The sequence below is a fragment of the Streptomyces sp. MMG1121 genome (assembly GCF_001280015.1).
In the GTDB taxonomy this organism is placed as follows: Bacteria; Actinomycetota; Actinomycetes; order Streptomycetales; family Streptomycetaceae; genus Streptomyces.
The window spans coordinates 1-13,161 of record NZ_LGDV01000231.1; the positions used below are offsets into that span (position 1 = coordinate 1).

Annotated in this window: 12 protein-coding genes and 4 pseudogenes; 11 read left to right on the forward strand and 5 right to left on the reverse strand. The window is 66.5% G+C overall.

Annotated elements, in window-relative coordinates:
* Positions 1-545 precede the first annotated feature (545 nt).
* From ADK64_RS35475 to ADK64_RS35495, 5 genes and pseudogenes are all read left to right on the forward strand, one after another.
* Positions 546-914, forward strand: a complete 369-nt coding sequence (locus tag ADK64_RS35475; protein WP_053666073.1) for a helix-turn-helix domain-containing protein — start codon at positions 546-548, stop codon at positions 912-914.
* 258 nt (positions 915-1,172) lie between these two features.
* Positions 1,173-1,715, forward strand: coding sequence for a hypothetical protein (locus tag ADK64_RS35480; protein ID WP_053666075.1), 543 nt, complete (start codon positions 1,173-1,175; stop codon positions 1,713-1,715).
* Positions 1,716-1,779: 64 nt separating this feature from the next.
* Positions 1,780-2,736 (forward strand): annotated as a pseudogene (locus tag ADK64_RS35485) (ISKra4 family transposase); the annotation flags it as partial.
* A 99-nt stretch (positions 2,737-2,835) separates the two neighbouring features.
* Positions 2,836-3,666: an IS5 family transposase gene (locus ADK64_RS35490; protein WP_053666077.1), complete on the forward strand. Its 831-nt coding sequence runs from the start codon at positions 2,836-2,838 to the stop codon at positions 3,664-3,666.
* On the forward strand, positions 3,663-4,073 hold the full coding sequence (locus ADK64_RS35495; RefSeq protein ID WP_053666079.1) for a hypothetical protein: 411 nt from the start codon (positions 3,663-3,665) through the stop codon (positions 4,071-4,073). Before ADK64_RS35490 ends, ADK64_RS35495 begins: the two co-directional genes overlap by 4 nt.
* Here ADK64_RS35495 and ADK64_RS35500 read toward each other — a convergent pair.
* Positions 4,054-4,788 carry a DUF6193 family natural product biosynthesis protein gene (locus tag ADK64_RS35500; RefSeq protein ID WP_053666082.1) on the reverse strand — a complete coding sequence of 245 codons (735 nt, stop codon included), beginning with the start codon at positions 4,786-4,788 and terminating at the stop codon, positions 4,054-4,056. The two genes, ADK64_RS35495 and ADK64_RS35500, sit on opposite strands and share 20 nt — an antisense overlap.
* Positions 4,789-5,321: 533 nt before the next feature.
* On the opposite strand from ADK64_RS35500, the pseudogene ADK64_RS49270 reads away from it, so the two are divergent.
* Positions 5,322-5,579, forward strand: a pseudogene (locus tag ADK64_RS49270) (ISKra4 family transposase); the annotation flags it as partial.
* Positions 5,580-5,641: 62 nt separating this feature from the next.
* Here ADK64_RS49270 and ADK64_RS35510 read toward each other — a convergent pair.
* Positions 5,642-6,013 carry a VOC family protein gene (locus ADK64_RS35510; RefSeq protein WP_053666084.1) on the reverse strand — a complete coding sequence of 124 codons (372 nt, stop codon included), beginning with the start codon at positions 6,011-6,013 and terminating at the stop codon, positions 5,642-5,644.
* A gap of 124 nt (positions 6,014-6,137) precedes the next feature.
* Positions 6,138-6,587 (reverse strand): hypothetical protein, encoded by a 450-nt coding sequence (locus tag ADK64_RS35515; RefSeq protein ID WP_053666085.1) that lies wholly within the window; start codon positions 6,585-6,587, stop codon positions 6,138-6,140.
* Between the two features lie 124 nt (positions 6,588-6,711).
* On the opposite strand from ADK64_RS35515, the pseudogene ADK64_RS43990 reads away from it, so the two are divergent.
* The 3 genes and pseudogenes from ADK64_RS43990 to ADK64_RS35525 form a co-directional block, all read left to right on the forward strand.
* Positions 6,712-6,948 (forward strand): annotated as a pseudogene (locus ADK64_RS43990) (hypothetical protein); the annotation flags it as partial.
* Between the two features lie 155 nt (positions 6,949-7,103).
* Complete coding sequence (locus ADK64_RS47895) at positions 7,104-9,134, forward strand: hypothetical protein (RefSeq protein ID WP_234384837.1); 2,031 nt, start codon at positions 7,104-7,106, stop codon at positions 9,132-9,134.
* A gap of 77 nt (positions 9,135-9,211) precedes the next feature.
* Positions 9,212-9,808, forward strand: a complete 597-nt coding sequence (locus ADK64_RS35525) for a hypothetical protein (protein ID WP_053666087.1) — start codon at positions 9,212-9,214, stop codon at positions 9,806-9,808.
* A gap of 11 nt (positions 9,809-9,819) precedes the next feature.
* On the opposite strand, the gene ADK64_RS35530 is transcribed toward ADK64_RS35525, so the two are convergent.
* Positions 9,820-10,146 carry a winged helix-turn-helix transcriptional regulator gene (locus tag ADK64_RS35530; protein WP_199829797.1) on the reverse strand — a complete coding sequence of 109 codons (327 nt, stop codon included), beginning with the start codon at positions 10,144-10,146 and terminating at the stop codon, positions 9,820-9,822.
* Positions 10,147-10,308: 162 nt separating this feature from the next.
* Here ADK64_RS35530 and ADK64_RS35535 point away from each other — a divergent pair, with 162 nt between their 5' ends.
* Complete coding sequence (locus ADK64_RS35535) at positions 10,309-11,166, forward strand: MBL fold metallo-hydrolase (RefSeq protein ID WP_053666091.1); 858 nt, start codon at positions 10,309-10,311, stop codon at positions 11,164-11,166.
* 18 nt (positions 11,167-11,184) lie between these two features.
* Here ADK64_RS35535 and ADK64_RS35540 read toward each other — a convergent pair whose 3' ends face one another.
* Entirely contained in the window at positions 11,185-12,063 is an 879-nt protein-coding gene (locus ADK64_RS35540; RefSeq protein WP_053666097.1) for an IS5 family transposase, read from the reverse strand.
* A 158-nt stretch (positions 12,064-12,221) separates the two neighbouring features.
* On the opposite strand from ADK64_RS35540, the pseudogene ADK64_RS44000 reads away from it, so the two are divergent.
* Positions 12,222-13,070 (forward strand): annotated as a pseudogene (locus ADK64_RS44000) (IS256 family transposase); the annotation flags it as partial.
* Positions 13,071-13,161 lie beyond the last annotated feature (91 nt).

Genomic DNA, 13,161 nt, shown 5'->3' on the forward strand with positions numbered 1-13,161 from the left:
CGGGGGTGAACAATCTGAAGGATCCGGTGGAGACGAAGCTGCACACCGCCGTCTGCTCAGGGAAGGTCACCCTGAAGGCGGCGCAGCAGGCCATCGTCAACGACTGGACCACCGCACTGAGCCGACTCGGCGTGCGCTGACGCCACCCGTGCAGCACTCGGCCGGCCCCACGACCCGGTGATCTTCCGCTGTTCGGACATGCTGCGGGGGCTTGGCTCCTACCGTCGTCTTCACCGGTGAAGGCGGTACGAGGTGTGGGGTAGGCGGGATGCGGGTCAGGAAGAGTTGGCTGGAGGCGATGCGGGTTCTGCAGTTCGCTCTCTCGCCCGATTTCCGCGACCTGGAGAGAGAATCACGTCGGAATTATGCGACGGTGATATCCGTCTGCTGCTGTCGTGGCTTTGGCGGTGGGGCATTCACTGGCGGGCGGCAACGCCTTCTACACGGCCGCCGGGATGCTGTCATGTGAGGGCTCAGGACATAGTTGACGTGATGTTCTCAGGACACCCTTGACAGCTTCTGATGGCGCTTCAGATGCTTCGGGTGTGACTCAGGAGGCGGAGGGCCAGCAGCAGGGCGACTGGTTGGTCGAGCAGAGGTACCGGGCGGTGCTGGAGGTGCTCGACGGATCGCCGATCACCGAGGTCGCCCAGCGATACGGAGTCTCACGGCAGTCGGTCTACACGTGGAAGGCGAAGTACGCTGCGGGCGGCTTCGAGGGGCTGCGAGAGGCATCTCGTCGTCCGCGGACCAGCCCGACCAGGTTGCCAGCCGAGGTGGAGGCCCTGGTCTGCGAGATGCGCCGGTGTGATTCGAGGGTTCGTAGTTGGTGTGGTGGGGGTTTCTTGAGCTGGGGTGTTGAGGGTTTTCTGATAAGGAATCGGGTGCTTCCGGGGTGCTGGAGGCGGCGATGACTGGTGTCTGGCCTGGGGTTGTTCGGGTTTTGTTGATAATGGTGGCGTCGTGTATGGCGGCCCGGGCCTCGGGGTTGGCATAGATGCGGTTTCAGTGACAAGTCCGCCAGCGCCTCGCGCCGGGCGGTGGCTGGCCCCTGCTGCAATCTCGGATGGGTGCGGTTCCTCTGAAGGGAATGGCTGAACTCCGAGAACGCTGACTGGGTCTGTGTTCGCAGGACTCTCGTCTCTACGGTGGTGGAGGAGGAGAGGTGGCGGATGGGCTCGCTGTTCGAGGAGTTGGAAGTGCGCGAGGTGGCTGCCCGGGTGCGGGTGGAAGAGCTCGAGGCCGAGATCGCCGAGCTGTCGGGACAGTTGGATCTGGCGCGGGAGAGCCTGGAGCGGTTGCGGATCGCGCGGGAGACGGTCGCCGAGGTGCTCGCGGAGATGACCCCGGAGAAGGCGGCGGTGGATGTCGATGCCGACCGGCCGACCGGGGGTGAGCCGGTGGCGTCTGCGTATGCGGGGGCCGAGCGGCGGATCATCGGAGTGCTGACCGTTCCGAACTGGCAGCCCGGCATGGGGGCGGAGGTTCTGCCGCAGGTGTATCGGGACATTCTGGAGGTGGTGGCGGACGCCCCGGGGCCGGTCCGCGCCAAGCAGATCGTGCCCAGGATCGGGCTGCCGGTCGAGACCGGGAAGATCGAGGGCACGCGGTCGAAGCTGAAGCGGCTGGTGGAACGCGGCTGGCTGGACGAGGACACCCCAGGGATGTTCACCCCGGCCCGCCGACAGACGACCAAATCGCCCAACTCCCGTTAACAGCAGGGCTCTTCCGCGCCTACATTCGAAGGTGCGACCCAATCGATGCTGGACGGGAAGAGCCCTGGAGACTCCACCGTACGACACCCAACGCACCGCTGACCCCTTTGCACGCTCCCTGAGCGCCTTCGAGACGCTGATGCACACGCTGTCAGGCAGTCCGGCGACCACCTGGACCCATGCCGAACTGGAAGAACACCTCGACGCGGCTGGGCGAGCACTGCTTCGCCTACTGCTGCAGGACCACCTGGACCTGCGGGCCAGGCAGGAAAAGCACCAGATCCGCGCCGGTACCGGCCCGGCAGTGACGGGGCCGGAGGGGCAGGTGCGGCCCTGGCGGGAGACTAGGCATTCGCGGTGGCTGGCCACCGTGTTCGGGGCGGTCCGGGTCACCCGGGTCGCCCACCGGGGACCGGGCATGAGCAACGTCCACCCCGCTGACCGGGCACTGTCCCTGCCCGCTGGCCGGCACTCGACGGGATTACGGCGGCTCGCCGTTACCGAGGTCGTCCGCGGCTCCTACGACCAGGCACACGACGCGATCGAACGCCGATGCGGGGACGTGCTCGGCAAGCGCAGATTGGAAGAGCTCGTGGTCGCCGCCGCGGTCGACGTCGACGACTTCTACCGGACCGTGATCCCGGTCCCGTGCAGCCGCGAGATGCCGTTGGTGGTTCAGGTGGACGGCAAGGGCGTGGTCATGCGACCCGAAGCACTGCGCGAGCCTACGCGCCGGGCCGCCCAGAAGGCCGCGACCAGCCAACGCGGCCGGCTCGCGCCGGGCGAGAAGCCGAACCGCAAGCGGATGGCGACCGTGTCCTGCGTCTTCGACACCCGTCCCGCACCCAGACGCCCGCACGATGTGATCCACCCGCCCGGCGGCCGCAGCGGCGAACGCCCTGCGCGCCCAGGGCCTCGAGCGGAGAACAAGTGGTGCACCGCCTCGCTGGTCCGTTTGCCCGAGCAGGTCATCGCCGACGCCTTCGACCAGGCCCAGGCGCGCGACCCGAGGCACCTGAGAGGGCGATTCGTGAGGCGATGACCGTTTTGCCGTCACCTCATGGAGTGGGCTTGGGGCGTCTCGGCTGATCGGCGGGGCTGGGGGTGCTGGGCTGATCGGGTGAGTGCGCGCAAGCGGTATCCGAGCGATCTGTCGGATGAGCGGTGGGCGCTGATCGAGCCGGTGATCACCGCGTGGAAGGCCGCGCATCCGTCGGTCAGCGGTCACCAGGGCCGTTACGAGATGCGGGAGATCGTGAACGCGATCCTGTACCAGTCCCGGACAGGCTGCCAGTGGGACTATCTGCCGCACGATCTTCCGCCGCGATCGGCGACGTACTACTACTTCGCCAAGTGGCGCGATGACGGCACCGATCAGACCATCCACGACCTGCTTCGCTGGCAGGTCCGCGAGAGGGCAGGCCGGTCGGAGGACCCTATCCTGGTCGTACTGGACACCCAGAGCGTCCACGCCGCGGTGAACGTGCCCGCCGGCACGACCGGCAAGGACCCCGCGAAGAAGGTGCCCGGCCGCAAGCGCGGGCTCGCGGTCGACGTGCTCGGCCTGGTCATCGCCGTGGTCGTACTCGCCGCCTCCGCCCACGAGAACCGGGCGGGGACGGTCCTGTTGGACCGGGTCGCCGCACAGACGGCGACCGTGTCAAAAGCGCTGGTCGACCAGGGCTTCAAGAACGCGGTGGTCGCGCACGGCGCCACCCTGGGCATCGACGTCGAGATCGTCGAGCGCAACCCGGCAGAACGGGGCTTCGTGCCGCAGGCGAAAAGGTGGGTGGTCGAGCGCACGTACGGGATCTTGATGCTGCACCGGCGCCTCGTCCGCGACTACGAGAGCCGCCCGACCAGCTCGGAGTCGCGCGTGTACTGGGCGATGACCGACGTGATAGCACGCCGGCTCACCGACCAGACCACCCCGACCTGGCGAGACGCATGAACGGGCCCGAACCGGTCCGGTCATTGCTGGACAAGATCGCCGCACGCGAGCAGGCTCTCGCCGACGAGGGCGAACAGGTCCGAGCGCGGCTTGACGAACTCACCTCCCGGCTGCGCGAGCTGGAGCAGGAGGCCGAACACCTGCGGATCACCTGCAAGACCGGCCTCGCTCTCGCTGACGAACCCGACCCGCAGCCCACGGTCCCGCAGCACCCCGCCTACCAGCAGATCCTCGCCGCCTTCGCCGAGGCGCGCAATCCGCTGCGGGCCCGTGACCTGTGCCAGGCCCTCGACCTCGACATCATCCCGAAGAACATCGAAAGCACACGGCACAAGCTCAAGCGCCTGGTCAGTCGCGGCATCCTCACGGAGCCCGAGCCTGGCTTGTTCACCCTGCTCCGAGCGTGACGGGTCCGAGATCGGTAGGCAGGCGGCTGGCAGCGATCGAAACGGCCTCTGCCGCCGTCGTCGCCTCGGTGAGGCCCTCGCCCGTCATGTTGGTGCTGACGGTAAATGGCTTCTGCCGATGGGCGGCCAGGCAAAGTCGGACAACGGTGAGGCGCGGACGGGTGCTGGTGGAGAACCGCAGGACCCAGTGGCTGGTGAAGGGGTAGAGCCTTCGCAGTGCCGGCTCGGCGTATGCCGCCTCGATCAGCGCGCGGTACTCGGGCCAGTCCACCTCGCCGGCTTCGGTGAGCAGGTGCTGCCACTCTGATTCGGTCAGTCGCCCCGGATCGTGGTCGGCCACCTCGAAGCGACCCGTGAGATGCACGAACGGAGCGACCTCCCGGATGGCGGTCAACTCGTCACCGCCGTACCAGGCATGCGCGGCCCGGACGATTGGGGCCAGCTCGTCTGTATCTCCTTCGACAAGCGCCATGTCCTGGAATGACTCGCACCCGCGGATCGACCAACGACGTTCGAGTGCCCAGGCGCTGATGGCCAGAGTGGTCCGGCGCGGAGCCGCGCTCGCGACCGAAGCCGCTCGCAGTGGGGCTGTTTCGGAGACCGTGAACGACACGGAAAGGCCGTCCCTGTCGGCTACCGCCTGAAGTGCCGCGGCAAGGCTGCCCTCGGCCGCGATGTCGGGATACAGAGCGGCGGGATCTTGGGAGGCGGCCATGAGTCACGATTGTGCCCCAGCCACTACCTGCGGCGTACTCCGATTCGAGGCATCGCCACGACTCCACTACGCAGACCGGGAGCGGCGGTTCAGTCGGGTCGCTTGCGCTCGCAGACGCGAACACGGGCCGGCCTCATCACTCTCGAACAGGCCGCCTCGCCCAACGTCAAGCTTGAAACGGACATTCGCTCATGAATCTCCCTCTGAGACCGTGGGTCGTCCTGGTCGACGGGGCCCGCCACCAGCTCGACCTGATTGAAGCGAAGACGATCCGACGCGGCGTCACGGTCCACGTGCTGCTGGACTTCGTGCACGTCGCCGAGTACGTCTGGGCCGCCGCCCACGCCTTCCACAAACCGGGCACCACCGAAGCCGAGACGTGGGCCGCCGACCGTCTGACCGCGATCCTCTCGGGCGACGCGGCCCGCACCGCCGCCGAGATGACCGCCCAGACCAGGAAGGAACACCTGCCGGCCGCCCGGCGCGAGGCCGTCGACGCCTGCCACCGCTACCTGACCGGCCACCTCGACCAGCTCCACTACGACACCGCGCTCACCAACGGGTGGCCGATCGCCACCGGCGCGGTCGAGGGCGCCTGCCGCCACCTGATCGCCGACCGCCTCGACATCACCGGCGCCCGCTGGGGCCTACACGGAGCCGAAGCCGTCCTGCGACTACGTGCCGTCGTCTCCAACGGCGACCTTGACCCCTACTAGCGCTACCACGCCGCCCGCGAGCACGAGCGCCTCTACCCCGCCCCTGGTCAGCGCACTATCGCCCTCACCGCTTGATCGCGGCCGTCGCCCGAACCGAGCGCACGCAGCTGGATAAACATCAGCACCTCCGTCGGCGTCTATCGCTCGCTGACAATGCAGAAGGGGTGCCCCGCCGGATCGGTGAGGACCCGATACCGATCTTCATCCGGCTGCTCTGGTTTGCCCGCGCCCAGCTCCAACAACTGAGCCTGAGCCTCATCGAGCTCTTCCGCAACCTTGAAGCAGATGTGCAGCTGCTGAGGAACGATCTGGTCGGGCCAGCTCGGAGCCCGGTAGTCGTCGACCCGCTGGAAGCCAATGAAGAGACCGTCGTCGTGGATGAGTCCGGCGAAGTCGGCGTCTGACTTCGGGTGCGGTTCGAGGCCGGTCGCCTGCTGATAGAACGCCGCCAGAGCAAGCGGATCAGGGCAGTCGAGCGTTATCGCGCTCAACTTCATCTGCAAGGGCATGGTGCCTCCGGGCTGATCACTGAACTTGCGCGAAGCACACGCTAGACCAAGACGCCGAGTCCCAGCTCATCCCTCCAGAAGAGCCGCACCCATCTCGGATGGGGCCAGCCACGCTGGTCTTGTCTCAGGAGAGCCAGTAGGTCGGCGACTGGATGTTGCCGTGCCAGACGCCGCTTCCGTCTATCCAGCTCATCGAGACGTTGTAGTAGTTGCCCGGCTGAACGGCTCCAGACCAGGGTGACCAGGAGCAGTGACTGTCGCAGCCCCCCACGTGGGAAGAGAACTGCGGAATCGCTTGGCCGTTGACGACCTTGTTCATGGTGAAGACGATGTGCGCACCACTGGGGGTCTGCGAGGCACCGCCTACCATGTCCACTGAGCTGGCGGACTGGTTGCCGGTGATGCAGATGCCGGGCTTCAAGTCGACTCCAGCGACATTGACCGCCTGCCGGTAGTAGCAGGTGTCCGTGGCGGCATGGGCGGTTCCGGCAGTGATCGCGGTGCTGCCCGCGAAGGCCATGGCAGCAGCGGTGACGGCGATGACGCGCCGGGCAGCCTTGCGGAGTTTGAGCATCTGTGCTGTCTCCTCGCTGTGAGGGCTCTCTTCGTGAGGGCCTCCGAGATCTTTCCCGGGCGCGCCGGTGCCGGGCAAGGATGGTTTGAGCCGAACGGCTGGCGCGATCATGTGGTGTTGTGAGTTGGAGGTGGGGCACTTCGAGGGCCGTACCTGGCGCGGCTGGCACCATCACGTCACCCTCGTCACTGCCGCTCAGGCGTTCCTCACCCGGCTGGACCTGTCTACCGCGCTCTTCGAGTACCTGGAGATCTTCCACAACCGACCTCGTCTGCCTCCAGCCGCGCCCCGACCAAAGCCGGAACAAGCCACCTGGAAATCACCCGCGTTCAACTCCCCGACCATGTGGCGAAGTTCGTGATCTGGTGGTTGCGGCGGGACTGATTTCTGTGGGCTGCCTGTGAAGTGACCGTAAAGGGTCTTCAAGTCCCGTGACCTTTCCCCGTAGGGTCCTGCACCTGTGCAGAAAATCGCACATATGTTTGACGTTTCCTACGGGGAAGGACACGAGCTTTCGTGCGTAGACATAAACGCTGGTGGTCCCGCGCAGTTGTCGGCGCGGTTCTGCTGACGCTGGCCGGTGTCATGCCGGCCTTCGCCGAGACGGCCGCGACCAAGCCGAATCCGGCCGGCAGGCTTGATCTGCCGCCGTCGGCGACGCCGGCCGCAGGGCCCGAACTCCAGGGCAAGGCCCTCGCTGCTGTCGGTGGTGGAGGGCGTCCCGTCTCGGGCAAGAACCCGGAGGCCGGCCCGACATGGGAGAGGGTCGGAGGGAAATGGCAGGTGGATCGCACCACCGTGACCCTGCGCAACACGGTGACCGACCCCGACGGCGACCAGAGCGATCTGACGTTCGACGTGTGGACCGTGAACGCGGACGGCTCGCCGAAGGCACACGTCGACACGGACAAGAACCAGTACGGCATGCCCGTCTCCGGATACGTCAAGTCGGGGTCGAAAGCCTTCGTCACCATCGGCTACGGCTACCTCCACCCCGGCTGGACGTACGCCTTCCGTACCTCCGCCTTTGATGGCAGCCTGTACGAGCAGGTCTGGTCGCCGTGGGCGACGTTTACCGTTCGGGGCCACGCTGTCGACATCACGCTGCCGGAGCCCGACAAGAACGCTGCGGCTGTCGACCTGGCGAAGTACCAGGAACCGCAGGTCACCAACGACCACGTCAACTCGTCCCCGGGTGGTTCCACCTCGCTGACCCGGAACAAGCTGCCGGCGCCGCTCGGCAAGGGCTGCCAGGAAGCGGGCGACAAGATCTACTGCGCCACCGTTGGCAAACCAGCGGACATGACGCCTGACGAGCGTTCGCACGTGACAAAGGGGCTACGAGCCATCGGTGCGTCCAACCTCGTCTCCTGGTGCGACGGGGCTGCGATCGGCAAGGACTACATCAAGCGCACCGAAGGCTGCGTGAAAAAGGCGAACGAAATCACCAACACGGTCTACACCAAGCTCCCCAACGGGGAGATCTGGCCGGTGGGCCGGGCTATTTTCGCCTCGCAGATCGAGATCAAGACAGACATTGACTCGAACACCTTCACCCAGCAGTGGAGCCTGAAGCCCCTGTCGTTCCGCGATGCTGCCGGCACGCAGACCGAATGGGGTCCGATCACCATCAACCCCAAGTTCAGCTGTGAGACCCAATGCACCACCAGCGCCCCCACGTGGTCGGCGCCGCCCACCTGGTCGACCACCGGCGTCGACTACCACGACACGACCGCCACCTTCACGCACACCGTCACCGATGTCACGGCCGGCAACGTCGTCCCTGTACAGCTCATCTGGAAGTGGGACTACACCGTCCCCGACCAGGTGCCGGACGCCTTCCCCGACGGAGATATCGGAAACTCCGTCCCCGATCTCGACATCCGCTGTGACGCGGTGGCGACGGCCACGCCGGGATGTGTCTTCTCCGCGTACAAGCCGACCTGGGTCATGAACTTCAAGAAATTCCCGGCTGCCGTCGCACACGCGTGGATGACGCAGGCCAAGCTGCCCAACCACCCCGGAAGCAAGACAGCCGACAAGCCGCTGGTGTACTTGCCGGCCAAGGGAAGCGCGAGTGGCCGTACACCGACCCAGAACCGTGCCGTGATCTGTCCGTCAGGCTGGGCCGCAAAGTCAGGCAACCCCGACACGACCACGCTGCCGGGCAACACGCCCAAGAACAACGATCCAATGTCCTGCGACGAGTTCTCCTACGCCTCCACCTACAACAGCGGCGGCATGCCGGCCCCCGACGGACTCAACCCTGTCTCGTCGGGCGATCAGTGCGTGCAGACATACTCTCAACGCACCCAGACCGACGTGTGGCACTTCTATGACGACATGCGCCAGGCTGCGCCGACGTGGAAGGAAGTCTGCGCACGCTCCGCCATGTCGAACTGGATGAACACGCAGTCCATGCAACCGTTCCCGACGCAGTTCACGCAGCCGAACCGGCTGCTCGACCGGGACGCCTACTGGTACTACGCCCCCGAGTTCGCAGGGTGCAGCGCAACCGCAGCGACCGTGAAGTGCACGGTCAAGTGACCTGACCGACCGACGTACAGGGGCGGCGCCCATCGACTACGGTGGCGCCGCCCCCCTTCCCGACAGGAGAGACACTCGTGACCGACGGCCTTCAGTGGCTCGCAGAGACGCCGGACCCGCTCCCCATGGGCTACTGCGCCATTTTCGCGCGGGGTATCGGCCCCCAAGACCTCGTGCACCGCCTGAACCCTGACACTGAGCCTCGCTTCATGGGCCCACGCACACATGAAGCATTCGAGCTCGAGCTGCTCGAACTCGACCGGGGCAAGCCCATGCACGAGACCGTAGGTGTGCGCTACGGATCGGTCGGCGACCTATCATTCGCCATCGGCTACGGCACCTGGTACGGAACTCTCGGCCGGCACGAAACGCCCTCGATCTCCTACGACGGCGCCTACATTTACGAGCTGTATTTCATGGCAGAGCACCCGAACGTCCCTCCTCCGTATTTCTGCTACAGCCATGACGCGGTGTACGAGGTGATGTGTGACCTCAACGACGAGGACTGGGTCGGAGTCGTTGACGCCGACGGCGACAACGCGGGACTGATCGCCGAGATCGAAACCGATGAACGGAACTCCTTCGAGATCCTGGAACAGCGCTTCGCCCTGACTCTGCCGAAGGAAGCAATCCTCACCGGCAAACTGCCCACCGCGATCATCAAGACTTCATGACAGCAGCGAGGCTAGAGCGTGTCTGATGGGTCGGGCGATTGGCCGCGGGTGTCCTGCCGTCGCGCGGTGCCCCATTCCCACATACTGCGCACCACGGGCTCCAGTGCTCGGCCCTGCGCCGTGAGTGTGTATCGGACTCGTGGAGGCCAACCGGGGGTGCGGTGGCGCTCGATCACGCCCGCGCTGGTCAACTGGGTCAGCCGGTCGGAGAGGACCTTGTCCGAGAGGGTGGGCAGGGCGGCGGACAGTTCCGAGTACGTGGCCTGGCCACGGCGCAGGAATTCGCGGAGCACCAGGGGCGTCCATCGGCCGGCCAGCGTGGCGCGGGTGATGTCCACGGGGCAGTGCGGCTGGTGGCCGGGCGGAACAAGGTCGCTGTCGGGACAGTCCGCCAGCGGGCCGCAGTCAACCGGCCGTGCGTGTCCAACCGTTTGGTGAGTCACAACAGCCCTTCCTAACGTCTCGTGTGAACAGCCCGCCCGCTTCTCTCGGGGGTCCTCATGCGTATCCATCACCTGAACTGCGGTTCTCTCCGGACGATTCCCCCGCTCGGCGAGGAACGCCTCACAGGCGCCGCGACCGGCCAACTGGCCACCGCGTGCCACTGCCTGCTCATCGAGACGGACTCGGATGGGCTGGTTCTGGTCGAGACCGGCCTTGGTACTGCTGACCGGCACGACCCCGAAGGGACACTGGGCGCGGACTGGGTAGCCTACGCCCAGCCCTCCCGGTACCCCGAGGAGAGCGCGCTGCGGCAGATCATCCAGCTCGGCTACACACCGCGGGACGTGCGGCACATCGTGCTCACTCATCTGCACCGCGACCACACCGGAGGGCTGCCGGACTTCCCCCACGCCCGGGTGCACGTGCACCCTGCCGAGTATCGGGCCGTGACCGACCCCGCGGACCCGCACCACCAGCACAGCCTCGACCGCTTCATGCCGGCGCACCGGGCGCATGGCCCGCTGCTGACGCCCGCCGTCGCGGACGAGGGTCCACAGTGGTTCGGCTTCCCGGGTGTGGCGCGTCCGCAGGGGCTGGCCTGTGAACTGCCGCTGGTGCCGCTGCCAGGCCACTCGGCGGGCCACTCGGGCGTCGCCGTGCGCGACGATGCCGAAAGGTGGCTCCTACACGCGGGCGACGCGTACATGTACCACGGCGAGATCGAGCAGACCCCGCCCCTGGCCCACCCCGCCTTCACCCCGATCCAAGAAGGAGCCCAGACCGACACCGAGGCCCGCGTCGCCACCCGCGACCGGCTACGTGCCCTGCGCCGCGAACACGGAGACCAGGTCACCGTGTTCAGCGCGCATGACCCCTGGGAACTCGTCCGTTTCACCACGCTCACCCGCACGTGATCCCACCCTGGCAGACCGTCAACGGCGCCACACACGGATCGCGGCGAGGGTCACCGTGCCGTGGAAGACATACGCCCGCTTCTCGTACCGCGTGGCGACGGCCCGGAAGCCCTTGAGCGCCAGGAAAGTCCGCTCGACCTCGTTCCTGCGGGCATACCGATGACGGTCAAAGCCGGTCGGCCGACCCCCACTGCTTCCGCGACGTCGACGGTTGGCCTGCTGGTTCTTCGGCTCGGGGATGGTGTGTTTGATCTGGCGCCGACGCAGGTAACGCCGGTTCCTGCGGGAGGAGTACGCCCGGTCACCACCCAGGTGGTCAGGCCGGGTGCGCGGGTGACCGCCGCCGAGGCGCGGAACGCGGATGCGGTTCAGGACCGGGATCATCTGGGGCGCGTCGCCCCACTGCCCCGGGGTGATGAGCAGAGAGAGCGGCCGACAGCGTCCCTCGCCAGCCAGGTGGATCTTGGACGTCAGGCCGCCCCTGGAACGTCCCAGTGCCTCATCTCTCCGGTGCTGGACAGGCCGGGTCCGCTTGCTGTCGACCCGAGGCGGCTGGCTCCGGGCACCCGCCGCGTGCTGATGAGCGCGGCAGATACTGGAATCCACGCTCACCATGGACCAGTCGATACGTCCGGCCGCGTCGGCATCAGCCTGCACAGCACACAAGATCCTCTCCCAGGTGCCATCCGCCGACCACATGCGGTGCCGCGAGTAGACCGTCTGCCACTTCCCAAACCGAGACGGTAGATCCCGCCACGGGATACCCGTCCTGGTCCGGAACAGGATGCCGTTGATCACCCGGCGGTGACACTTCCATCTGCCGCCCCGCCCGATGTTCTTCGGGAGATGAGGCTCCAGACGCACCCATTCTGTGTCCCTGAGATCGCCCCGCCCCATACGGCTGTGAACGATCCACATCTCGTATCGTCACCGACCCGTCAGACAGGCTCTAGGCCGTGTCTCCCAACTCTTGGGCACGGAGGCGTGAATGGACCAGGGTCACCCGGGGGACTGTAAATCGTTCGGTGTAACTCCCGATCTTGGAAGATGCATCGATGACCAGTGAGAACGTGTCCGAGTCCGAGACTGCCGAGTCCACGAAGGCTGCGTCGGTGAAGGCCGTGGACGACCAGTTGATCGAGGAGTTGGTGGGCCGCGCTCAGGCCGAGGGCCTGCAGCTGACCGGCGAGGGCGGCCTGCTGCAGCAGCTGACCAAGCGGCTGCTGGAGTCCGCGTTGGAGGGCGAGATTACTGACCATCTCGGTTATGACTAGCACGACCCGGCGGGAAAGAACGGTGGCAACTCCCGCAACGGCACACGCTCCAAGACGGTGCTGACCGACGTCGGACCGGTGGAGATAACCGTGCCCCGCGACCGTGACGGCTCCTTCGAGCCGAAGATCGTCAAGAAGCGGCAGAAGCGTCTGACCGGCGTCGACGAGATGGTCATCTCGCTGGCCGCGAAGGGCCTGACCACCGGCGAGGTGCAGGCCCACCTGGCCGAGGTCTATGGCGCCGAGGTCTCCCGCCAGACCATCTCCACGATTACCGACAAGGTGCTGGAGGGCATGGCCGAATGGCAGAGCCGCCCGCTCGACACCGTCTATCCGGTCGTCTTCATCGACGCCATCCACGTGAAGATCCGCGACGGTGCGGTGGCCAACCGGCCCATCTACGTGGCCCTGGCCGTCACCACCGAAGGTCGGCGGGAGATTCTGGGGCTGTGGGCCGGCGACGGCGGTGAGGGCGCCAAGCACTGGCTGCACATCCTCACCGAGATCAAGAACCGCGGCGTCAGCGACGTCCTCATGCTCGTCTGCGACGGACTCAAGGGCCTGCCCGACGCGGTGGAGACCGTCTGGCCCAGAACGATCGTGCAGACCTGCGTCGTGCACCGAAGCCGTAAGGATTCAACATGGTGTTTCGCTGTCTTCTGTGACGGATGCGAGTACCTCGGCGGTCGTAGCGAAGCGCCGTTCGGCAAGTGTCGGAACG

What these genes read in the sequence shown, in the direction of transcription:
- ADK64_RS35480 (WP_053666075.1), top strand. Translation starts at nt 1,173, where the DNA reads ATGGGCTCGCTGTTCGAGGAGTTGGAAGTGCGCGAGGTGGCTGCCCGG.
- ADK64_RS35495 (WP_053666079.1), top strand. Translation starts at nt 3,663, where the DNA reads ATGAACGGGCCCGAACCGGTCCGGTCATTGCTGGACAAGATCGCCGCA.
- ADK64_RS35500 (WP_053666082.1), bottom strand. Translation starts at nt 4,788, where the DNA reads ATGGCCGCCTCCCAAGATCCCGCCGCTCTGTATCCCGACATCGCGGCC.
- ADK64_RS35510 (WP_053666084.1), bottom strand. Translation starts at nt 6,013, where the DNA reads ATGCCCTTGCAGATGAAGTTGAGCGCGATAACGCTCGACTGCCCTGAT.
- ADK64_RS35515 (WP_053666085.1), bottom strand. Translation starts at nt 6,587, where the DNA reads ATGCTCAAACTCCGCAAGGCTGCCCGGCGCGTCATCGCCGTCACCGCT.
- ADK64_RS35535 (WP_053666091.1), top strand. Translation starts at nt 10,309, where the DNA reads ATGCGTATCCATCACCTGAACTGCGGTTCTCTCCGGACGATTCCCCCG.
- ADK64_RS35540 (WP_053666097.1), bottom strand. Translation starts at nt 12,063, where the DNA reads ATGGGGCGGGGCGATCTCAGGGACACAGAATGGGTGCGTCTGGAGCCT.